This is a genomic window from Cupriavidus sp. H19C3 (assembly GCF_049393815.1).
In the GTDB taxonomy this organism is placed as follows: domain Bacteria; phylum Pseudomonadota; class Gammaproteobacteria; order Burkholderiales; family Burkholderiaceae; genus Cupriavidus.
This window is the reverse complement of the sequence record NZ_CP184985.1, coordinates 1161190-1181714: the sequence shown is the minus strand read 5'-3', so window position 1 is coordinate 1181714 and position 20525 is coordinate 1161190. Positions and strand designations below refer to the sequence as shown.

The window sequence follows — 20525 nt, the reverse complement described above, 5'->3', positions numbered from 1 at the left end:
GTCTCCAGGCGTTACGGGATGGCTGCCTTAACTCAGGCAGCCGGCTTGTTGGCGGCGGCGAACGCTTCGGGCGTGATGCCCATCGCCGAGCAGATGGCCAGCTGCGTCGCGTCCGGGGCGCTGACCGACAGCGCGACCGTGGGCGGCGTGACGCCACCGGTCTGCCGTGATGTGAGAGCAGCGATCGGTTGGGCCTTGTTCACGTATTCCTGCAGGGCGGGCAGATTGGACTGGCCGAGGCCGCGTGCCCACGTTTCCATGGTCGGATGCAGGCGGCCATCCGAGAGCGCGGCGGTGATCAGCCCATCGACCGTGGTATTGCTTGCCTGAGTGCTTGCGGCATTGACCGTCGCCGTCAGTGCGGCGATTTCACCGCGCAGGCCATCGACCACGTCGATCGGCACGAAGCGCGCCGGGTCGATCTGGTTCGCGGACAGGGCCACAATCCGCTCGTCGCGCTCAGCGAGCAGCTCGCCGACGTTGATCGAGGCGGCGGCCGTGCCCTTGCCTTCGGACAGCTGGCCGATCAGCTTCTGCAGCTGGGCCTTGACGTCGTCGGCAGTGGCGCCCACGGGCAGGTTGAGCAGCCAACGCAGCTGCTCCAGCAGTTCATCCATTTGAGGCTCCTGAGTGGAATCGACGGGAGGTGCCCCCGTCTGGGCGGATAAATCGGCGATCAGGCGCGACGCCGCAGCGAGCGAGACTTCGTCGAGCTCGTCGAGTGCGGGCGTGTTGGTGAGCGCAACGTGCAACAGCTGGCCCACGGCGCCGGTCTTGTCGTAGGTGAAGACGGGGGAGAGAAAGCGATATTCCCTGGCGGCGATGTAGGCGGCGGCGCGCTCGGTCCATTCGACATCGACCGCGTACAGCCCGTCGCCGGGGCGCCACTCGACCGTTGTGAACCAGCCGGATGCCGGCGCCGGCTGGCCGTTCGTTGCCTTGGCCAGCGTCTGGTGCTCATAGTCGATTACATAGGGCTTCCCCCGCGAGTTGACTGCCGCGACAACCGTGGCAGCGATCGTGTCATCGATGTGCCAGGCATCGCACTCGGTCGGGCGGCCGTCATTGGCGCGAAACGAGCCGGCCGGCAGCAGTTGGATAACGCTGGCGCCGGTCGGGATCTCGACAGACAGGTGGGCGATGAGGGCACGGATCGTCATGCCGCCATCTTGGCGGCCACATGCTCAGCGGCAGAGGTGGAACCGTGTCACCCGGCGGGTGAATCGCGGGTGCGGGGGGATGATGAGGGTGGAAAGGCGGTTAGGAACGAATTTAACCTGCCCTTAACATACCTTTCCGGGGGTGGGTGCACCCATGGTAGCTGCACGGCCCGAAAATCGCTCTGCGGCCCGGATTTCCGAAGGGCGCTATTCGAAGAGCCCAGCCAGGTAGTCGGTGGCCGTCTTCTCGATATTGTCTTCGTCAGCAGGCGTGAGCGCAAGGAACGGGCGCGCCGGGATTTTTACCTTGCCTTCGCCCACGGTGTAGCGGACCTTGCGGGCACGCTTGTGGTCATCTCTGGCGAACACCGCCAGGCGAGCAGCGCGGCCCTCGCTACCCTGGCGCAGCAGCCGCCCCTTGGCGTCCGCGCGCAGTCGGACCCAGCCGGAATGCGCGGCCCGCGTGATCTCGCCGCCGAAATGGTGAATGGCCGCGTACTTCGTGTTGGTGCCGACCGCCGCCGAATCGCCGTCCGCATGAGACTGGATGGAAGCCGCCAGCCGGCCGCTCGCCTGGAGGATTTTGCCGTCCGGCCGGCGCTTGAGCGTGGACTTGGCCAGGCCGAGCCACTTGGGACGGCCCTCCTGGGCGAAGTTCTCCTCCACGGCGTCGTGCATGATGGCTACCAGTTGACGCATCAGCGGCCGTTTGCTGCGCTGGAACTCCCGTAGCCGTCCCAGCGCCTTGGCGATCCTGCTACCATCCACCTTGATCTCGATCATGCCTTATACTCTCCGTTAAGCCTCGGAAACACGGTGAATCTCCCGGCCGTAGGACGCCCCAGGGGCGGACCGCGTGAGGGGACTAGGGAGTCCCTCCCGAGGCTTACTTCCCTTCCAGCTCATTGCGCACGACTTGCCCTTTGCGCATCGCCCGCTGAGCTGCGGCCATGTTGGTTTCCCGGAACGATGTCAGGAACAGCGCTTTCCCGCTCTTGGTGGCTTTGATCACCGCGTGATAGAGCTTTTCCTCGCGACGGACAAACACCAGGCTGGTGTCGCCATCTTTCACGACGAGCTGGGCCTCTTCGATGACGCCCTGGACGCGCCAGTAATCATTCAGGCCGATGTTTTGCCCCTCGCGGTTCACCAGCTGCTTCACCAGAGTTTCATCGGATAGCCAGACCGTCTGCGACTCGACGCCGAGGGCGGTCCGATCAGCCGCACCGAGAATGCCCACCGGATACCGCTGCCCATTGATCAGTTCGGGGTCTACCTTCGCGCGCACCGCTGAGCCGGCCGCGTCAGGCATGCTGGCGCGTGCCGCCTTCACGACGGTGTCCGCGTTTGCGTACCAGGCTTTGAATGCCGGCCCTGTCAGAGTGCCCTTGACGTACTGGCGGGCGACATCCGGGGCGTAGCGGTCCAGTTCCGGTTGGAAGGCGGCGCGTCCGGGGTTGTATGCAAAGCCGGGGTCGGCCAGAAAGGTCTTGCCCGAGATCGGGTCTCGGTAGCCCATCACGCGGCGTGTGTTGCCGTCGCGGTCGATGACCTGTTCGACTTCTTCGAGGTGGCCAGCGCTATCCGACACAGCGAGGTTAAGCCGATCCACGTCTGCCTTGCTGCGGGCACGCACCCGGCACCGGCACCGCCACCCATTCGGGGGGTAGAAGTACCGCCAGAACGGATCACCAACGCGGAAGACCTTGCCGTGCTGGGCACGGTGAGTGGGCCGGGTCCGGCTGTCCAGGATCGCGACGTACTCCAGATACGGCCGGCTATCTGCGTTCTCGAGCTGAGATGTGTAGCGGCCGGCGTTGTAAGCCGCCTGCATGTTGGTCTCGAAGATCGTCTTCAGGCGACGCGGCGTCAGGCGCTTGCCCAGGACTTCACCCGTTTCCTGATCAATGACGAAGCCCTTGCCGATCCAGCCCTTCGCCTCAAGTGTGGGCAACAGGCCCTTGCGGAACTCCGCGAGCGTTCCGCCGTCTCGTAGAGCCTTATCCAGTGCGCCACGGATGTCCTGCAGGACGTCCAGCTTCATAACACCGGCCACGGTGAATGCCTTGGCGTGCGCCTCCTGCCAAACGTCCTGCCATTTGAATCCGACCGCGTAGCCCTTGCTCTCGAAATATCGGATCGCTTCCTCGGGTGCGAGCCCGAAGGCGTAGGCCAGATCAACTGTCGCCATTGACGCGTCCCCAGACATCCGCGACGAAGATGGCACGCGCCAGCAGCTGCGAGACCGCGTTATCGTCCAGGAGCGGGTAGCTGGCCACCAGCGCGGCAATCGCTTCGTCTGGCTCTTCGCCAGCCTGGATCGCCTGAATGGCGGGTGCGAGCAGCTGGGCCATGCCATCGGCCAGCGCCTCGGCAGGCAAATCGAGGATGGCCTGATCGACCGCGTTCTGATCGGGGTAGAGGCGCTCGCCCTGGTCGTTGGACAGCACTGCGCGATACGTCAGTGCCGCCTTGGGCTTGGTGCCAGCCGGCGGCGCCTCGGGCCGCAGCTCGGGCGGAACCGCCATCTCCGGGCGCGGCACCGTCAGCAGCGGTTCATTGTCTTTGGGCACGGGGATTGCCAGCTTCTCATGCGCCCATCCAAGCGGCACCTGGACACCGATCGCCACCAGCTTCGGCAGCGCGTCGGCGTACAGCTTCATATCCTCGGGCTCGCGCGTATCGAACGCGATTGACGGCAGGCGCCGCCGGTCAGTCACGCCAAAGTTAAGCGCGCAGATCGCGTAGATGACGTCGCGGCGGATGGTCGTGGCCAGTTGCTTGGCGTCGGACACCTTGAGGTCGTGGCGCACTTCGTTGTGCACGTTCCCCAGCGCATTGGTCGACGACTTGCCATCTGCCTGGCTCGTCAGCGTCCCGCCCAGGATGACCTTGGATTGAGTGCGCTCGCACCAGCTGATCATCGCTTCGTAAGGATCGTTGGTGCCGACCGCTGCCGTCTGAAAATCGATCTTCATGCCCTCGGGAATGATGCCGGCGGCGTTGTGCCCGATCTCGGTCACGGCGCGCAGAAGCGCCATCTTCTCGTCCTTGCCGGCACCTGGGCCATACGTGCCCACGCGCAGCGGCAGGCCGTAGATTTCGAGGAACTCGGCCAGATCGCGCGCGGCGAAGTTCTTGAACAGGTATGGCCATGCCAGCACGCGGTGCAGGCCGCCACGACCGATAAACCCGGTCTTGGCCTTGTGGCGATGGACGACCCAGCCGAAGGGCCACAGCTCCTCGCCGCTCACGGCGCTGCCGCGCAGCCGCAGCTCGTCCGGCGATGCAAAAGGCGTCATGAACCAGCGCTGCGGCCGATGGGTGAAACTGTCAGGCAGCCACATCTTGTCCACCCGCGACCAGCCAATCTCCAGCGGCGAAAAACCGTGCCCGATGCCGTCGAGCATGTCCAGCATCATGCCCTCGAAGTCCGGCAAGTCTCGGAACCACTCGCCAATCAGAGCGGCCTGGCGCTTTTCCTCCGCGCTGGCGTCCTGCGGCGGGTTGACAGCCCAATCCGCGGTGAGCAGTACGCGCTTGCGCTTGCTCATCTCCGCAAAGATATGGCCGTCCTTCTCCTCCATGTCCTGGAAGAGATCGGACTGCGCCAATAGGTCGCCCAGCTCGGCCTGCTCCAGTATGCGGGCCAGCTTGGCCGGCGTAAGGCCGCGAGACGGGTGCCCTGCGTAGTCGTGATGCAGCGCCTGCAGGCGAGCCGATTGCGGCTCGGACAGAGCGGCCCCGTCAAAGGGCCGCCCATGTTGATCAACGATCTTTGCCATGATGGTTTCCTACCAGGCGCCAGCTGCGCCCGCGTACAAGTCGTCGTCATCGCGCGCAATGTCCGGCGCGCGCTTTGGAACAGGGGTGTAGTCGTACATGCCGGCGGCGCGGCTACTGGCGATCACCCAAAGGATGTGCAGCGCCGTGAGGCCGTCATAGTGGTGATGCGTCTGTGGCTCCGGCCACGTGTCCAGTTCGTCGAGCAGCGCGCGTAACGCCTTGTGCAGCAGGATGCTCGGGGCCATCCGGTCAGTAACAAAAGGCTCCAGACCTTCGATGCGGACTTCTGGCGCGACAGTAGCCGTCACGCCGATCAGTGGCAGCGGAACGCCCTTACGCATACCCGCCTGGATGTATGTCTGGCGGGAGTGCTCATAGGCGTTGTTGTTCTCGAAGCCGATAGCGCGACAGCGGAACTCGCGCTGCATCTCAATCAGATCGGATTCGAGCTTTGACGGCACTCGCCGCTTGATCTCTGCGTGGATGACGTGGAGCTTGCCGTTCCATGTATCGAAGCCGCCAGCCAGCAGAGCCGACGGGTCAGACTTCTTGCCGAGGCCCATCGACGGATCACAGGCACCAAACATGAGCCAGTGCTGGAGCTTCTGAACCCAGAAAGTGATATGCCCGAACACCTTGTCATCTTCGGTGCGCGGGTCGCCCTGCAGTTCGGTGTTAAATGCCCTCGGTGCCTTGGCGCGCTGACGCATCAGCCAGAACAGTGAGCGCACGGATGGCCACGAGATTTTGGCACCTTCATCCATCTGCGGCTTGTGCTGGAGGTAGAACTCGAACGACGGCAGAGCTTGATCTGGCAGCGTTTCTCCACGGCCGGCCGCCTCCTCGATCGCAGCGCGGTCGGTGTTGAGCATCATCTCCTCGCACTTCTCCCACAGATCCATGTGGGCGGGCATTTGCTCGATGGCCCGGAAGTGATGCACGACATGGCCGATGGTCTTCTTGGCACGCGAGATCGGGTCATCCTTGTCCAGCACAGTGCCAACGCCGAGGTATTTAACGCTGCCATCGGGTGGCCCGAGGTAGTCGATTGCCCGCTGCAGCCAGTTCCATCGGTTCTCGCGCTCGGTCGGGCTCTTGGCCTCGGCATCGGTGATCAAGTCATCGCCCATGAGAATCTTCGGCCGGCTCGCCCCGTGGAAGGTACCGCGCACGGCCTGATCGGCGCCAAACGATTCCAGCTTGACGTTGGTCTGGAACACAGCCTCGCCAATTCGCCAGAGGCCGGTCTTTCCGCATGCCTCCGGAAAGTCCAGCTCAAGCATCGCATTGGCCGTCAGCTCGGTCTTAACCACTTCGATCAGCTTGGCCGGCAGCTTCGTCTCCGCGCCGAGCAACACGACGTAGTCATTGAACGGCGGGAGTTTGCCTTCGAGCTGCAGCTCCTTTTGCACCTTCGGCTGCTGGAGTAGGCCCTGGATGACGCAGTACGCCGGCCCGATCTTCGTGGCCAGCGAGGACTTGGCTTCGCCGCGAGGCGCCACCCACCACTCGCGCGCACCGCCGGTCTGTTCCAGCACGCGCGGATAGCGTTGGCAGAAATGCCCCTGAAAGCTCGATGGCGTGCCCCGGATATGGTGGGGGAAGTAGGTGTAGGCGAAGAATTGGAAGTCGCCCAGCAGCACGCGGCGGCGGCGCTCGGCGATCGCGGCCGCGCTGCTGTCCAGGCCGGACTGAAACGACTCGATATCACGCCTGAGTTGCGCGGCCAGCTCCTCCAGCTCGTCGCGGAAGTCCTTAACGGAAAACTTCTCAGCCATACGCGCGGCTCAGCTCGTTGCCGAACGGTTCGAGGATTTGCGCGAACGCTGCAATGTGTTCGGGCTTGTTTTCCTTGACCCAGCTCGCCAGGCGCTGAATGACGTCCATGGCCACGGCCAGCTCGTTGGTCTCCGGCAGAATCTTCTTGCTGGCCGAGACGGTCTTCTGGAAGCTGTCCGCAAGGCTGGCCAGCAGCTTGGTCTTTTCCTGCGGTTTAACATTCTCCGACGCCGCCAGCTCCTCCATCGTGGCCTGGTATTGCGTGACGAGACCGGCCAGCACACCGCGAGCGATCTCCTCCAGCGTGCCGCCAGCGATGAGATGCGCGCTCTGAGCACGGTCCCAATCGTCGCCTGCCTCGAAAGCGTCGGTCTTCCAACGGCGCGCCGTGGCATAGGCTACGCCAGCCTTCATCGCTGCGACCTCCAGCGTCAACCGATCGAAGACGTAGGCGCGGCGGACGACGTCACGCGTCTCTTTGGGGTGGGCCATGGTCAAAAGCGGGGGCGTGGTGTTTCGATGACCTCCCTGACGTCTTGCGCCGGGAAGGAGTGTTTTTTCTCGGACTCGGTTCGGATAATCACGAACGCGCCCTCGTATCCGACGACATACGCGGGATACGGAAAGCGCTGGGATGTTCCGTCCTTGAACTTGATCTCCACGCCTGGCATGCTGTCAGGCTCCCAGCTTGAACTTGGCCAGAAGGACGCCCACGGCCACGATGCCACCGGTGATGCCGCCGGCGGCAGCACCAGCGGTCGCACCGAGGCGGATGGCACGGCCTTCGATGCGATCGATCTTCGCGTCCATGGCATCGAGTTTGGTATCCATGCCGCTAACCTGCGTACCGATTTGGCGCAGCAGGCGCAGTTCTTCGCTTTCGTCTTTTTGGGTCATCAGGTTTTGTCTGCTTTGTTGTCCAGCTTGTCGTAGATGCGATCTACCTTCGTTGACAGGCGATCAACCGCGTCCAGCACCTCCTGCCGGCTGTCCTTGATTTCTTCCCGCCGTGCGTAGTTCCTGGCGATGTCCAGCCGCAGTTCGGCCAGATCGCTGCCGAGCGCCTTGGCCGTGGCCGTGACCTCCTGCCGTTCGGCGCGCTCTCGCGCAAGCCACCATGTCAGGAAGGGGCCGCCGATCGCTGCCGCCACGGACAACAGCGCCTTGAACGCTTCCAAGATTTCCGGAAATGCGATCGTCATCGAGCTCTCTCCCGGCGCGTCTGGCACGTGACGCAGAAGCGGCAACCAGGAATCGCGATGCGCCGCGCCTCCGGAATCGGCTCGCCGCACGCTTCGTCCTGGCACACCTCGGCAGAGGCGCCAGTGGAGAGCCGTTCTCGCACGCGGCGCAGGGCTTCGTCGCGATCAGCCTGCTCGATCTCCGAAGCGTGGTCGAGCGCGCGATTACTGAGCATCCTTGCCCTCCTCGTAATCGATCAGGCGATTGAGCTGTTCCTCCAGCATGCGAGCGCGCGCGCCGTAGTCGATGTGATGGCTCAGAATCGACCGCTGGTCGATGCCGACGGGGGCGAGGTCGTCTCCCGTAGCGGCTCCACGGGCGTCGGACGCTTGAGCAGGTGCGCTGGCGCCTTCGGTGGCAGCGGGCAGATCAGAGCCGGTGATGGCGGCGTTGTACTGGCGCAGCCAGCCGCGAGTGAAGATACAGACAGGAAGAGGCTGAGGCACAGCGCCTGGCGCCGGCCGGTAGACGGTCGAGACATCGTTCACCTTCTCTTGGAGTTGACGCGCGAGTGCGCTGATTTCGTCCTGGGCCACGCCGAGTTGAGCGCTGAGCCGATTGCCACGCGCGGTCTCTTCAGCCATCACCTCGCCGGCATGACGCAGGGCCTGAGCGTTGCTGGTGGCCAGCTGCTCCCGCTCGCTTGCCAGCTTCGCGTCAGCGATAGCCGTTGCGTGCCTTCCGCCATACCAGAGCGCAGCCGGCGTTGCGATCGCGGCGCCTGCGAGCAGCGCAAGGACACCCAGCACGATCGCCTCGAGGCGGTTAAGTCCGTTCATTGGGCTTTCCTTTCGCGCAGAGCCAGAGCGATGCGCATCACGGCGGTGTAGCCGCCGACGCCGCCGAGGTAGGCCCACCAGATTTCAGGGGTGAGCTGGCCGAGCCAGCCCGTGCGCACAAACATCACCGTCGCGACAGCATTGGCGACGTTCGGCCATAGCTTCGTGTGGGAGAGCCGGCCCGTGCGCTCGTCAGTGATGAGTTCGGTAACACGGCTCATACGATGCCGGCCGCCCGCATGGCTTGATCGATCACGGCCGCGCTGTAGGGCTGCTGGCCGTTTTCGTGCTGGATGATGGCAGGCACCAGACCGCGCATGACCGCCGGGTTCGTCAGGTCGATGTGCTGGTTCGGCAGGACGCCCACGCTCTTGGCCACGGCCGCGATATAGGATTCGGTGTCGTTCTCGCTCGGCGGCGCCCAGCGGCTGATCACCTCGCGCACCGTATCGATGTTGGGCGCACCGACACCGGGGATTCCGGACTTGCTTCGATAGTTAAGGATGCACATGCAGATCGCGCGAATGCCGAACACGGGATCGGAGAACTGGCAGAAGTCCTTGTCGGTGCGCATGTGCGGCGCGATCAGACCCTGCCAGCCATCGCCCCAGCGGATGTTGCCCGGATTGTTGTTGCGGATGCCGCGTGGCTGCACGTTTCCCTCTGCTGATGCAATGTAGACAGGCACCAGTCTCGTGCTGCACGCGCGTAAGGCGAAGGGTGGCGCGTGTCAGGGGAAGGGGAAAGCAAAAGCCCCGCGCGGTGCGGGGCTTCGGTGTGGGGTCAGAACAGTGTAGCCTGAGTTTTGGACTGGGGTCCATCCCGGTCTGTCTGGTTCAATATTCGCCAGACTTGCCGATCGGAGATGCGATATCGCACGGCCAGCTCGGCCACGGCATTGAGCGCGCTGTACTGCCGCTCCTTGCCCGTCATGCTATCGAACTCGGTACGCATTTCGCGATCGCGGATTTCGCGCAGCGCGGCCGAGCACAGCGGTATGTACACCTCGATGCCACCGAGGGCGGACACAAGTTGCGTTGCCGCGTCTTCTCCGACCGCCTCGGCGAGCACCTGGTACCGGACTTCGCCCGCCGCATTCTTGCGCAGCGGTACGGGAAAGGTGGAACCGCCGAGCCGCTCGACCAGGCGAATTGTCTGCGTGATGCCGATGGTCCGGACGAGCGCCTGAGCGACGGCGGGCAGCAGGTTGGTGACTTCAGACAGATCCACATTACCTCCCATGACGGTTGGCGTCTTTCTGCAACGCGGCTGTGATACGCCACAGCTGATCGGCGTCGCACCAATCGAGCTTGTCAATCTGGAACATGCGGGCGGCCATGGCATCCGCGTACGACCATGGGCGCTTCGCTTCGGCCAGTAGTGCCTCGATCTTGCCGAGTAATTTCTGACGGTCTGCGCCAGCCGCAGCGGGGCGCCGGCCATGCTGGCGAGCATTCTTGAAGCCGGACTTCTCCAGATGGCGGAGCACCTTGGCCGCGCCGATGGGCGTCAGGTCTTTGGCCGACCGAACGCCGGCCACGCTCTCGAGCATCTGACGGTAGGTGTCGTCATCCATCGCGAGCTGCTTCTTGGCGATGTGAATCTTTGCGAGGGTGGAAGTAGCGGGCATTTGGTGTTGGCTGGTTAGCGACGAGAATCCGCGGTGTCCACGATCAGCACGCGGCGCCAGTCGAGAATGCCAATCGCAGCGCCGTCCGATAGTGGTCCATCGACCGAAAGGTGCCGGCGTAGCCATCGTCGCCGACCACGGCGCACACTTCGGCACCAAGCTCGCACCACGCAGCGTGGGCCGCGTCACGCATTGCCTTACGCGTCGATTCGGGAAATTGCTCCCACGCTTGCCCCGCACCCCACGCTTCGGGGTACATGACCCGGCAGATCGCAATCGCGGTCCGCTCAATGCTTTGCTCTGTCATTTTTATCCTTGATTGGCTGCTCATCAGTGCCAGGCCACCACGCCCGACAGACACCCGCTCGCGCGGGTGTTTCGCGTTAGGCCACCGCCGCCTTGAGATTGCTGCCGGGCTTGAACTTCGGCGCACGCGTGGCGGGGATGGTCAATTCCTCGCCGGTCTTCGGGTTGCGCGCGACGCGCCCTGCGCGACGCACCACGGAGAACGCACCGAAGCCCGTCAACGCCACGGTGCCACCGTTGGCCAGCGTCTTCGTGATGCCGCTGATCACGGCGTTAAGCGTGCGCTCTGCCTCGGACTTGCTCAGGCCAATTTCATCGGCGATGTGGGCTACCAGCTCTTGCTTGTTCATCGTTACATCCTCTGTCGGTCGGGGTTAAATCGTGGTTAAAGAACGGGCGCCAGTGCGGCTGCCGATGTGTCGGCCTTAGTCTTTTCGCTGGCGGACTGGAAGCCGATGGACGTCACGGATACCAGCTCGTTGTGCTTGCAGAAGTGCTTGAGCATCGAGCGCACCGATTGCCAGTTCGGCTCATAGATCACGCCCGTCCGGTTGTACTTGGCGAGGAACTTCGTCCCTTCGCGCTTCCCCAAGTCCCGGAGGATTTCGGCCTTCTGCGCGGGCTTGTACAGCTCGTAAGGGACGGGGCGCAGGAAGCGGGTTGCTTCCTCGCATGCACCCTTCATCCATTCGCCTTTGAACCATCCATTCACGTACACCATCAGCACGTACTTGCGCGGCCCCTTCGCCTCGACGGATACGGTGATCGTGTAGCCATCACAGGCGAGGACGACCCGCCCAAACGGAGAGGCCAACTCGTAGTCGATCGCGGTGATCTGCTCTTTCGAAAGCGTTCCCATGGCGACCTCAAATGGTGGCGATGTCGAGGGAGATCGGGCGGTACTTCTCGGTGTCGCCGATCCGCTCGTACACTCGGACGTAGGACTTCGTGCCAATGACCTGGACGCTGTCCGCGATGGCGAACATGGCCTGCTTCCAGCGCTTGTCCTGAATGTCCAGGCGACGAAGCGACAAGATGCGGCCGGTATTCAGGTTGCCTTCCTTGTCCGTGTCGAACGCGCTCTGGATCAGCGCCTGGATCTCCGGGCGCGATCCTTCGGTCCATTCCGCGAGCAACTCGTCTATCATGGCTTTGGCAGCCTGCAGGCGCTCGTCGAAGGTGATGTTGTCCGCGCGCTGGATCTGGATCTTGAAGCGGCCGTTGAAGCTGTGCAGCGTGACATTGCCTTTGGCGCCGCCGACTTTGGCGCCATACTCTTCGGCCGACATCGAGATGAACGCCTCGGTATCACCGAACACGCGCTTCTTGAATTCGGCCAGCGCGGCATTCTGCTTCTTCGCCAGCTCGACCAGCTCGGTGACGATCTGGTCGCGGGCGCGGTCGATAGGCTTAACCATGCTTTCTTGGATCAGCCGGCCACGGGCGTCCTGCACGTAGCCGGCCGGGATGTTTGCTTCGCTCATTGCGTTTCCTGTTGGGTGTTGATCGCCTTGCGGCTGTTCGCGGCACGCAGCGCCCCCTGGCGAGCCTCTGCAGAGGTCGCAGAGCGCGGTGCCGGTTCGTGGATGGTGGTGGTTTGCATGCGAGCGGGCGCGGTGCCAAAGCCCGCATGTCCCGCGCGCTGCGCTTCGGTGACGCGCTCAGCGCGGGCATCGGCCTTGTTCGAATAGCCGGCGACGATGGCGCACAGGTAGCCATGGGATTTGAGGGGAAGCTTGAGCCCGCCGCCATCGCGGCGGGCAATCATCTCCTCGAATGCCTGGCACCAGTACTCCATCGGCGCTGACCACTCGGTGCCGTGACCGTCGCGCACCGTGCCGGCCTTAACCATCGGCACCAGCTCGCCGAGGATCGACGCCACACGCTCGTAGCGCATGTCGGTCTTCTCCGGGGCGAACAGGCCGACGTAGGCCAGCATGGGGCGGAGCAGCTTGCTTGCCGCCGGGTGAGCATTCACCAGATGCTGGACCGACTCGCGCACACCTTCGTGCGCGAATACGACCTCCAGCGTCAGCTCATTCCGGCAGCAAGGGCAGCGGAAAGACGGCATCGGCATCAAACGACTCCGGCTTCCTTGAGCACCTGATCGACGTTAATGCGATCGAGGTAGGCGACCAAGCCAAGGGTGTCCGAGGGCGTCAGCTCCACCGTCTTGCGACCATCGCTGATCGTGAGGCTGCCGCGCGACGACAGCGCCGCGCTGAATTCGGTGCTGGCCGGCACTTTGTGCCCGCTTGCCTTAACGACTCGCTGACGCGGTGCGAGCGTCTCGTCAGGCGGGTTGTCCGGATTGATGCGGTAGGAGTTTGCCGGTCGGCCACCGTGCGGGTTATCGACCTTCGTCACCAGAATCTCGTTACGCTCGATTTCACCGGCAATGAACGATGCCGGGCTATCGATACCCGTGTCGTCGGCCAGCTCGGGCGTGCGGATGCCGGGGTTGGCCTTGATCTTGGCGATGATGATTTGTCGGTTGGAAAGGGTCACGGCTTCAACTCCTGCAGAGGTAAAGCGCTTCGGGCTTTCGTAGCGGTAGAGCCGTTGCGCGTTGGATGCCTGACCAAACTGATAGGCCAGGAGGGCCACCAAGAGCGTCCAGATCGCGGCGCCCAGGCGGGTGTGAAGGAACTTGCGGAAGGAGAAAGGCGTCTTCACTTGCCACCCTCCGAGAGTTGCTGAAGGCGAGCGACGAGGGCGTCCCGGTCGCGCTTGTGGACGTACTGGAGCTGCGTCCAGTTGATCTCCTGCTTCTCCAGCTCGTCGCGCGTCCAAGCGAGTTCGCGCTCAGCACGATCGGCCTCGCGCTCAATGGCAGTGAGCTGCCGGTAGATGCGAACGCGTTCGAGGCTGCGTCGCAGTTCGGCCCGCATGCGACGGATGGCATCGCGCAGTTCCGTAGCGATTGGGCCGTCGAAGCGCGGGGCGCGGGGCAAAACAACAGCGCCCGTCTGGCGCTTGAGCAGCGTGTGGCGTTGGTTGCTTTTCATGCTTTCTCCAGAGAGGTGAGGTCAATCTGCGGGGCGCCGACTTCCGGCAGCGGCAGGGTCTTCGTATCGAGCGCGGCCATCGGTAACTCCTGCTTTTCTGCCTTCGCCCGACGCTTGTCCCGGAACAGGACCACGTCGGGCTTGTAGGCGCAGACCTGGCAAGCTTTCCAATGGTTAAGTTGCATTGGGTTATGGGTAGGTGCGCTCCGCAGGGCTTTCGCCTGGCAGTGCGTCACGCCAACCGTCTCCCCGGTGTGCGGGCACGGGATCTGCTCGAAGGCCTCCCGATAACGGCGTTCGAAGCGATCCCCCTTGGCACCGCCGTTACCGTATTCACCCGAGCCATTGAGGAAGACCGTGAGCGTCGAGCGGGACACGCCGAGGCGCTCGGCGACCTTCGCCTGCGTACTCGCGCGCACCTGGTCGCGCAGGTCGGCGAACCACACCGTGTCCATGTAGGACGGCCGAGTCTTGGGCTTATTGCTCACTCTCGAATCCCTTCGTATCGGTCCAAACCACGCGACCTTGGTTGGGATCGAACACAGCGTTGGTCCGCTGGATCATCGGCGCACGCGGTCCCGTGAACATGCGCGGGATCAGCGTCCAACGAGCGGGAGCTGCGTTGCGGCCACGTACGGCAGGCTTCGTGCAGTTCAGATAGCCTGCCGCCGCCAGCGCCTGGACGTACGCCTTCGCGGTCTCCTCGCTGATCGGATGCGCAGCCGTGCTGGCAAAAGCCGCAAGCTCACGGAAGTTAAAGTCCTTGCGCTCAAACATGCGGTGCATGGTTCCCCACATGGACTCGTTTCCTGCCCCCTGGACAACCGGTGTGCCATCGCGTTTGATGCGAGGCGCCTCAACGCCGTTATCGCGGACGAGACGGTAGGTGCGACGCACGCAGATTCCCACCCTCTCCTCCGAGATAACCTCGATGATTTCCGCTCTGAGCAGGCTCGTGATGTAGTCCTTGGTCACGCTCTCGAAGCCGCCGACTACCTCGGCGACGTCGGGTTGCGTGAAACCCTTGCGCAGCTTGCGGATGGCTTCCCACACGCGCTGGCGCGGTGACTTCCCGCCTTTCATTTCTAGGGTCGCGGGCTTACGCGCCATGGTTGGTTTCTCCATGGGAGCGGATCATTTCGCGCATTGCCTGAAACTGGTGGATCAGGCCGTCCAGATCAGCAACCGAGAGAGGGATAGACGCCATCACGCGCTGGTGGCGACGGGCGCCGCTCAAGGTGATGTCCATCGTGGCGCCACGCTGGTCGGCCGAAAGCGTCGTCTGGACGATGCCGCGAGCCTTGATCTCGGGCGCGTCGGTGCGGCCGATCTGGTAGTGGCAGTGTTCGAAGCTGGAGAGCGTCAACGTATCGGCGTTCATCACAGCCTCCGTTCCGGCGAGCGGCCGGTGTAGATCGACACCTGCTCGAACTCAGCCATGGAGAACTCGTCCACGCCGTGAGTGAGGCTGTGTTCGTGCATCTGCGTGAGGTTCACCGATACGCGGCGCACCGAGCCTTTGGCCAGGTCCACGAGGCGCTCGAAGACCGCATCATCGATCTGCAGGCCGGGGGCGTAGATGTTTGCCAGCTTCGCGGCGTCGTCCACCGTGACGGGCTGAGCCGGTGCCCACGTCAGGACGCGGGAATGGAAGCGTTCCCACTTCTCCAGCTTCTTAGGTAGCAACTCCTCGCCAACGAGCAGCAGCGAGCCTTGCGAGCCTTCGTAGATGTCGCGGGTCAGCTCGATCAGCGTGTCGTTCTTCGTGGCGTAATCGAACTCATCGAGGATGAGCGTGCGGCGCGACGTGCTCAGCTGCTCGCACACCATGTCGAGCAGCTTCGGCACGGTCTCGCGGCCATGCTGTTTAACACCCATCTCGAACAGAATCTTCTCCAGCAGAGTCTTCGATCGCCAGGCGCTGCGCCACTGGACGTAGTACGCGCGCAACTCGTTGGCCAGGACGTTGGTGGCGAAGGTCTTGCCCCAACCGGCAGGGCCGTGGAGCACAGCGATACCAGGCAGCCCGCTGCGGCGGCCATCGAGGCGCTCCAGCGTCGCTGCAACGAGGTCGAGCGTGGCGATATGGGCGACTCCTGCCGGGTGTGCGCCTGTTGTCGGTTTGATGTTGTTCGGATTTTTAGCCATAATGGTTTTGCGGTTCATCCCGTAGTTGGCGTGTTAAACGGCTGCAACCGTTCGACGATCGCCGGACGCCATCAGGAGTTGTCCCTCCTGGTGGCGTTTTTTCATTGCCGAGAACTCGGAGCTTTGTTGGTACTTCTCGTGCCAGCGTTTCAGTTGTGGGTCGTCGATTGATCCTCCGTTGATGACGCGTTCGTTAAGGTCCATCCACCGCCGGAAGCGAATCTGCGGGGTTTCAGGACGGGTAATGACGTTGTTCGGTGCCGGCTGTGCAGCCGCTTCGCTCTGGGCGCGCTTACGGGCGTCCATCAGGCGTTGCAGATCGGCGGGGACTTCGGCCGCGCGCGGCGCGCCGGACAGGGCGCGTTTCGCGGCAGCTGCGGCCGCGAGGCCGGTGGTACCGTGCGCCACGGTCGGTGCCGGAAGGCTGACGAGCTTTCCTGACGCCTCGGCGCGCTTGCGCAACAGAGACTGGATCGTTTCGTCCGGGTTGACCTTGGTGGCTCGCACGGCCTTGCGTTGTGTCTGCACGTTGATCCGCTGCAGCTCTCGGGCATGAGCTGCGATGTCTTTGCGCGATACGCCGGTACGCTCCGGGCAGACCGCGACGCAGACAAACTCTCCCTCGTGGTACACGACCAGGTGGCCGAGGTCTTCGCCCTGGCGAACGGCCACCTCGCGGCCGACGTATAGGGAAAGCTCTACCGCAATGAAGTTGGCGCCCTCGACCGTCAGTCCCTTCTTGGTGACCACGTAGGTGCCCTTGCCGGCCGGCGGGGCGAGCAGGATGTCGAGCGCGCGCACGTCTTCAATGTGGCGCAGCTGACCACGATAGGCCGCAGCACGCGCAAACGGCGTCTCGGACAGTCCGCCGTGCTCGCGCTGCTCGTACGTACCCGAGAGCCAGTCGTTGATCAGCGCCTGCAGCTGGCCAGCGGCAATCGCCAGCTCGACGACGTGGTCCTTCTTGAACAGACGCTCGGCAAAGCTCTTGCGTGCCTCGATCTCTGAGCGCTCGGCCACGTTGTGTCCGACGAACGACGACAGGGCTTCGAGATTCGAATGCAGGATGCTTTGGATGCCCCGCTCCACATGTGGCTTCTCCCAGGGCGAAAATGGCGCCGTGGTGTGGTGCTTGATGTCGAGCTGCCGCAGCGTTTCGATGAATTCGCGGCTCTGGTAGTCCTTGCCGTTATCGGTGACGATTTCCTCGGGCACGCCCCACGCCAGCAGGGCTGCGCGCAACGCGAACTTGTGGGTTTCCGTTTTGGGCGTCGGCGCAAGCACGACCACCATACGGCGGCTGTAGACGTCGATCACGACGGACGCGGTGTAACGGCGTTGCTTGCCTTCGTCGTCGGTCAACATCCAATCCGCGGGCGTCGCGTCCATTTCCCAACGCTGGTTAAGGCGCAGCACGTCGGCCGACGCATCGCCGAATGCGACCATCTTGCTGTTCTTCCACTGGTCGGGGTTAGTGGACGCCATGAGCAGCTCGGCGTTGCGCGACTTCCACGCCTTGAGAAATCGATACGCCTGGTGATAGGTCGGGACTTGGAACAGCAATGCGCCCGTCTTCGCGTCGCGTGATGCCCCTTCGATCAGATCGAGCAGGTGCTGAACGCCAAGGTGCGGCCGCGCGATCAGCATGGCCAGCGTGACCTTTTCCAGCATGGGCTGCGACGTAAATGCGTTGACGTCCTTGCGCGGGCGGCCGTCGTTTTCGTCGATCAGCCCCGCCATGCCATCGCGCTCAAACTCCAACACCCAACGCTGGACCGTGCGCGCCGACACCTTGTCGAAGATCGCCTTCACGTCGTGCGCAATCTGGAGCTCGTTCGCGTTGTACGCTTGGGCGTAGGCTTCCCAACTCACGGAGCGCGTCATCGGCTGGGCGGAGGCAAACCATTGCTCCCAGCTGCGAACGATGGCGAAACGGCCGTCGAGCCGGGCTTTTACGCCTTCTGGCATGTCCTCTAGCAGGCGCTTGAGGTTTGCTTCGCCGCACCGTGCGCGTGCCGCCGCATGTTGCGCTGCCGCTGTCCGAACTTTCGCGATTGCGGCATCGACTTGCGCAGCCTCGATTTCCCGCACGGACAGTGCAGCGTGGCGCTCGACTGCCCGACGTACGTCGCTCGGGAGCGCGTCGCGAGCGAAGACCTTCCGGCGGCCTCCGCGAGTAGTCTCCACCGAGTGCGGCCAGTTCTCGCGCCGAGCTCGATCGTCGGCCGCTTGCCGGGCGACACGGAGCGCGGCTGCAATGTCCCGGATGGAGTACATCACAGACGCCCTCCCAACGACTTAACATCGTCTTCGGCAAGGCGGTCGAGCAGAGACTTGGGGATGGTTCGGCGCAGTTCCGCTAGGCGGTCCTTAACCGTCCGCTCCTGCAGCGTCAACGCGCCGATTTCGGCCAGCATGGCCTCCTCGCCCCGATACACCTTGCACCCGCACGCTGCCGCGAGAATCTCCAGCACGCGGAAATCGCCCGTGGCCACGATGAATGCGGGGATGATCTCGGCCGGGAAGCGCCAACCCTCGGCGCTCGGTGCGCAGAATCGGTCCAGCATGTTCTTGGTTAGGCCATGATTGGAGAGGCGCGAGACTTGAGCCGCGATGTCGTGTCGGTCTTTGCCGCCCGCCGACGCAGCGGAGAGCGTGTCGGCCAGCGCCTCGCGGATGTTCATCGCAACATCGAGGCAGCCGTCTTCGTTCTTGGGTTGTGGAGGCACTTCGAAAAAGGACAGTTCCAACTGGTTTGCCGCCTTCGCCTGATTTGCTCGCCGCTTCATATGTCAAATCCTTGGGACGGTTGATGGTTAAGCAGCCACCGCGTTTTCAACATTGCGATGGTTAAGTGCGCTGCTAGACTTACGGGTAGACCAGCGGCCAATGCCGCGCTGATTGCGACCACTCTTTGGATGGCCAGCGGCGTCGTATCGGCTGGGCCAGATAACCGTGGGAGCGACGCCAATGGCGCGGGCGATAATCTGTTCCGCGCCAGGCCACGGCGTGTCCAGGGCCGCCTTAAGCGAACCAGGGGCGTACCCGTGCTGGAGACTGAGCTGTCGGAGGGAATAGCCAGCCCTCTCTAGAGCCGCTTTGATATCGACTCGATGCCAGTCCTCGTTCGCAGCGAGGGCTGGTTTTTTTGAGGTGTTTAACTTGTCCATGAGCGCAAACATAACAGAAACCTGCTATACACGCAACAGGTTCCTGCGGCTTGCATCTTCGATAACTGCTATGAACCTAACAGGTTGCTGCTATCTGATTGATTTGCTTGGTGTTTCCTCGAAGCTGCAAGGCTCGACCGGAAGCTGCAAGGACGTTGCAGCTTCGACTAAGGAAAGGTGCAAGCAATGACGGACCTTGCTGATCGCATTCGGATATGCGCGGAGAAGGTGGGAGGCGGGGACGCCTTAGCCCGAAAAACGGGCATCCCAAGGAGTACCTTGGAGACCTATCTGACAGGAAAAGCTGAGCCCAAGGCCACGCGAATAGCAGAAATCTGTGGGGTGGCCGACGTCAGCGCGGACTGGCTCATCTGGGGTAAGGAGGGCACCAAGCAAGGCGAAAGCACGGCGCCTGCGTTGGCGCTCAAAGACGTGCAAACTCTCGTTCTGATCGTTCAGCGCCTGGAAGAGATGATTGCGGACCGTGGGCTCGACGTGTCAAACGAGAAGCGAGTGGAGCTCGCGATGCTGCTGTTTGAGTACGTTAAGGACACCGGGAAGCTAGAACCAGAGAGGGTTGAGCGATACCTGCGCTTGGTCGCATGAGGTTCGCACTTTCGGGGGGTATTGCTCTAGGATTTTTTGTCGTTAACTTGTTGAAGTAAAAGGGGTTTCCCGAAGTGCGAACGGTCTAATGAAAGTGCGAACTTAGGTTCGCACTTTTACGCTTACCGCGAAGGTCTGAAAGTGCGACGCACGACGGGGCAACAGCCCCGTTTTTTGTTGGGTCGAGCCTACGGGCACATTTGAAGGAGCGGTACAGTGGAAGAAGCGCAAAAGCGCCTGCAAGCGGAACTGGACAAGGTGTTGGGGCCGCGACGAGCCCAGACATCGATGCAAGGGAGTGGCGGAGGGACGGTCCTGAACTTCAACGGGGGGACCGTTTTTTTCGGCAATGGGAATCAGATCAACAACGTGTTCAGGCTGCAGCCTAAGATCACGGTAGTCCAGAATTGCGGCGGAACACTCGACGCTTCTCAGAAGCGCCGGCTACTGGATCTGCGAGACCAAATCGTAGGCGTATCAAGGGTTCTAGAGGGGCATCAGGTCATGCCCGCCACCGTCATGCGACGGTTAAATTCGCATATGCACGTCAATTCTTATGCCGAGATTGCGGCCGACCTCTTTGAACGGGCGGAGAGCTATCTCGTTCGCTGGCGGTCGCGATTGGAAGGTATGCCGGGCGCGACGAAGTCCCCTGGCTGGCGCGATAGGCGAGTCCAGGCCATCCATGCTCGGTGCAAAGAGCTGGGCTGCGACCGCTGGAGGCTTAACTACATGCGCAAGGTATTCGGGAAGGTGTCGATGATTGATCTGTCGAACGAGCAGATCGACAAGCTCTACCGAGCGGTCATGGACAAGAAGTAGTCACTAGAGCCCGTTCTGTGCCAAACCTTGCGCAAAACCTGTTCACGAAGTGCTCGTTTTTTGACTGTTTTGTGCCAAATGGCGCAGAA

General features: G+C 62.9%; 30 protein-coding genes, 1 other RNA gene and 1 pseudogene. 2 read left to right on the top strand and 30 right to left on the bottom strand.

All coding sequences use genetic code 11. The annotated features are described in order from the left end of the window. Positions 1 to 32: 32 nt before the first annotated feature. The 30 genes and pseudogenes from DFLDMN_RS05360 to DFLDMN_RS05215 form a co-directional block, all read right to left on the bottom strand. On the bottom strand, positions 33 to 1160 hold the full coding sequence (locus tag DFLDMN_RS05360; RefSeq protein WP_423197443.1) for a phage protease: 1128 nt from the start codon (positions 1158 to 1160) through the stop codon (positions 33 to 35). 207 nt (positions 1161 to 1367) lie between these two features. Then, entirely contained in the window at positions 1368 to 1943 is a 576-nt protein-coding gene (locus DFLDMN_RS05355; protein ID WP_423197442.1) for a phage virion morphogenesis protein, read from the bottom strand. Positions 1944 to 2046: 103 nt separating this feature from the next. Beyond that, positions 2047 to 3351 carry a phage minor head protein gene (locus DFLDMN_RS05350; RefSeq protein WP_423197441.1) on the bottom strand — a complete coding sequence of 435 codons (1305 nt, stop codon included), beginning with the start codon at positions 3349 to 3351 and terminating at the stop codon, positions 2047 to 2049. Then, the gene (locus DFLDMN_RS05345; RefSeq protein ID WP_423197440.1) at positions 3338 to 4945 is read right to left on the bottom strand and encodes a DUF935 domain-containing protein; all 1608 of its coding nucleotides are present in this window, start codon (positions 4943 to 4945) and stop codon (positions 3338 to 3340) included. The genes DFLDMN_RS05350 and DFLDMN_RS05345 overlap by 14 nt, the downstream gene beginning before the upstream one ends. Positions 4946 to 4954: 9 nt before the next feature. Further along, a complete protein-coding gene (locus DFLDMN_RS05340; RefSeq protein WP_423197439.1) occupies positions 4955 to 6724 on the bottom strand; it encodes a hypothetical protein in 1770 nt (589 codons plus the stop codon). Further along, a complete protein-coding gene (locus DFLDMN_RS05335; RefSeq protein ID WP_423197438.1) occupies positions 6717 to 7217 on the bottom strand; it encodes a DUF1804 family protein in 501 nt (166 codons plus the stop codon). The genes DFLDMN_RS05340 and DFLDMN_RS05335 overlap by 8 nt, the downstream gene beginning before the upstream one ends. Before the next feature lie 2 nt (positions 7218 to 7219). Further along, on the bottom strand, positions 7220 to 7387 hold the full coding sequence (locus tag DFLDMN_RS05330) for a hypothetical protein (protein ID WP_423197437.1): 168 nt from the start codon (positions 7385 to 7387) through the stop codon (positions 7220 to 7222). Between the two features lie 13 nt (positions 7388 to 7400). Next, the gene (locus DFLDMN_RS05325; RefSeq protein WP_423197436.1) at positions 7401 to 7622 is read right to left on the bottom strand and encodes a hypothetical protein; all 222 of its coding nucleotides are present in this window, start codon (positions 7620 to 7622) and stop codon (positions 7401 to 7403) included. Next, positions 7622 to 7927 carry a hypothetical protein gene (locus tag DFLDMN_RS05320; RefSeq protein WP_423197435.1) on the bottom strand — a complete coding sequence of 102 codons (306 nt, stop codon included), beginning with the start codon at positions 7925 to 7927 and terminating at the stop codon, positions 7622 to 7624. Before DFLDMN_RS05320 ends, DFLDMN_RS05325 begins: the two co-directional genes overlap by 1 nt. After that, on the bottom strand, positions 7924 to 8142 hold the full coding sequence (locus DFLDMN_RS05315) for a TraR/DksA C4-type zinc finger protein (protein WP_423197434.1): 219 nt from the start codon (positions 8140 to 8142) through the stop codon (positions 7924 to 7926). Before DFLDMN_RS05315 ends, DFLDMN_RS05320 begins: the two co-directional genes overlap by 4 nt. Further along, positions 8132 to 8746, bottom strand: coding sequence for a hypothetical protein (locus tag DFLDMN_RS05310; RefSeq protein ID WP_423197433.1), 615 nt, complete (start codon positions 8744 to 8746; stop codon positions 8132 to 8134). Before DFLDMN_RS05310 ends, DFLDMN_RS05315 begins: the two co-directional genes overlap by 11 nt. After that, a complete protein-coding gene (locus DFLDMN_RS05305) occupies positions 8743 to 8967 on the bottom strand; it encodes a hypothetical protein (protein WP_423197432.1) in 225 nt (74 codons plus the stop codon). The genes DFLDMN_RS05310 and DFLDMN_RS05305 overlap by 4 nt, the downstream gene beginning before the upstream one ends. Further along, a complete protein-coding gene (locus DFLDMN_RS05300) occupies positions 8964 to 9401 on the bottom strand; it encodes a structural protein P5 (RefSeq protein ID WP_423197431.1) in 438 nt (145 codons plus the stop codon). Before DFLDMN_RS05300 ends, DFLDMN_RS05305 begins: the two co-directional genes overlap by 4 nt. A gap of 128 nt (positions 9402 to 9529) precedes the next feature. Further along, positions 9530 to 9976 carry a Mor transcription activator family protein gene (locus DFLDMN_RS05295; protein WP_423197430.1) on the bottom strand — a complete coding sequence of 149 codons (447 nt, stop codon included), beginning with the start codon at positions 9974 to 9976 and terminating at the stop codon, positions 9530 to 9532. Position 9977: 1 nt separating this feature from the next. After that, a complete protein-coding gene (locus DFLDMN_RS05290; protein ID WP_423197429.1) occupies positions 9978 to 10376 on the bottom strand; it encodes a gp16 family protein in 399 nt (132 codons plus the stop codon). 43 nt (positions 10377 to 10419) lie between these two features. Then, positions 10420 to 10683, bottom strand: coding sequence for a hypothetical protein (locus DFLDMN_RS05285; protein ID WP_423197428.1), 264 nt, complete (start codon positions 10681 to 10683; stop codon positions 10420 to 10422). 10 nt (positions 10684 to 10693) lie between these two features. Beyond that, positions 10694 to 10760: hammerhead ribozyme type II (locus DFLDMN_RS05280), an RNA gene on the bottom strand. Then, positions 10760 to 11041, bottom strand: a pseudogene (locus DFLDMN_RS05275) (HU family DNA-binding protein); the annotation flags it as partial. The gene DFLDMN_RS05280 and the pseudogene DFLDMN_RS05275, both read right to left, overlap by 1 nt. A gap of 26 nt (positions 11042 to 11067) precedes the next feature. Continuing rightward, the gene (locus tag DFLDMN_RS05270) at positions 11068 to 11541 is read right to left on the bottom strand and encodes a hypothetical protein (RefSeq protein ID WP_423197427.1); all 474 of its coding nucleotides are present in this window, start codon (positions 11539 to 11541) and stop codon (positions 11068 to 11070) included. A 7-nt stretch (positions 11542 to 11548) separates the two neighbouring features. Continuing rightward, positions 11549 to 12166: a DUF3164 family protein gene (locus tag DFLDMN_RS05265; protein WP_423197426.1), complete on the bottom strand. Its 618-nt coding sequence runs from the start codon at positions 12164 to 12166 to the stop codon at positions 11549 to 11551. Further along, positions 12163 to 12759, bottom strand: a complete 597-nt coding sequence (locus DFLDMN_RS05260) for a hypothetical protein (RefSeq protein ID WP_423197425.1) — start codon at positions 12757 to 12759, stop codon at positions 12163 to 12165. Before DFLDMN_RS05260 ends, DFLDMN_RS05265 begins: the two co-directional genes overlap by 4 nt. Next, complete coding sequence (locus DFLDMN_RS05255; RefSeq protein ID WP_423197424.1) at positions 12759 to 13358, bottom strand: hypothetical protein; 600 nt, start codon at positions 13356 to 13358, stop codon at positions 12759 to 12761. The genes DFLDMN_RS05260 and DFLDMN_RS05255 overlap by 1 nt, the downstream gene beginning before the upstream one ends. After that, entirely contained in the window at positions 13355 to 13690 is a 336-nt protein-coding gene (locus DFLDMN_RS05250) for a hypothetical protein (protein ID WP_423197423.1), read from the bottom strand. Before DFLDMN_RS05250 ends, DFLDMN_RS05255 begins: the two co-directional genes overlap by 4 nt. Beyond that, positions 13687 to 14178 carry a MarR family transcriptional regulator gene (locus DFLDMN_RS05245; RefSeq protein WP_423197422.1) on the bottom strand — a complete coding sequence of 164 codons (492 nt, stop codon included), beginning with the start codon at positions 14176 to 14178 and terminating at the stop codon, positions 13687 to 13689. Before DFLDMN_RS05245 ends, DFLDMN_RS05250 begins: the two co-directional genes overlap by 4 nt. Further along, positions 14168 to 14815: a helix-turn-helix domain-containing protein gene (locus tag DFLDMN_RS05240; RefSeq protein ID WP_423197421.1), complete on the bottom strand. Its 648-nt coding sequence runs from the start codon at positions 14813 to 14815 to the stop codon at positions 14168 to 14170. Before DFLDMN_RS05240 ends, DFLDMN_RS05245 begins: the two co-directional genes overlap by 11 nt. Next, on the bottom strand, positions 14790 to 15071 hold the full coding sequence (locus tag DFLDMN_RS05235) for a hypothetical protein (RefSeq protein ID WP_423197420.1): 282 nt from the start codon (positions 15069 to 15071) through the stop codon (positions 14790 to 14792). Before DFLDMN_RS05235 ends, DFLDMN_RS05240 begins: the two co-directional genes overlap by 26 nt. Beyond that, positions 15071 to 15856, bottom strand: a complete 786-nt coding sequence (locus tag DFLDMN_RS05230) for an AAA family ATPase (RefSeq protein WP_423197419.1) — start codon at positions 15854 to 15856, stop codon at positions 15071 to 15073. The genes DFLDMN_RS05235 and DFLDMN_RS05230 overlap by 1 nt, the downstream gene beginning before the upstream one ends. Before the next feature lie 15 nt (positions 15857 to 15871). Further along, positions 15872 to 17929, bottom strand: coding sequence for a DDE-type integrase/transposase/recombinase (locus tag DFLDMN_RS05225; RefSeq protein WP_423197418.1), 2058 nt, complete (start codon positions 17927 to 17929; stop codon positions 15872 to 15874). A gap of 185 nt (positions 17930 to 18114) precedes the next feature. After that, positions 18115 to 18627, bottom strand: coding sequence for a hypothetical protein (locus DFLDMN_RS05220; RefSeq protein WP_423197417.1), 513 nt, complete (start codon positions 18625 to 18627; stop codon positions 18115 to 18117). A gap of 27 nt (positions 18628 to 18654) precedes the next feature. Next, entirely contained in the window at positions 18655 to 19008 is a 354-nt protein-coding gene (locus DFLDMN_RS05215) for a helix-turn-helix domain-containing protein (protein WP_423198327.1), read from the bottom strand. A 186-nt stretch (positions 19009 to 19194) separates the two neighbouring features. Here DFLDMN_RS05215 and DFLDMN_RS05210 point away from each other — a divergent pair, with 186 nt between their 5' ends. Continuing rightward, on the top strand, positions 19195 to 19614 hold the full coding sequence (locus tag DFLDMN_RS05210; RefSeq protein ID WP_423197416.1) for a helix-turn-helix domain-containing protein: 420 nt from the start codon (positions 19195 to 19197) through the stop codon (positions 19612 to 19614). Between the two features lie 216 nt (positions 19615 to 19830). Further along, complete coding sequence (locus DFLDMN_RS05205; protein ID WP_423197415.1) at positions 19831 to 20436, top strand: hypothetical protein; 606 nt, start codon at positions 19831 to 19833, stop codon at positions 20434 to 20436. Positions 20437 to 20525: the final 89 nt, after the last annotated feature.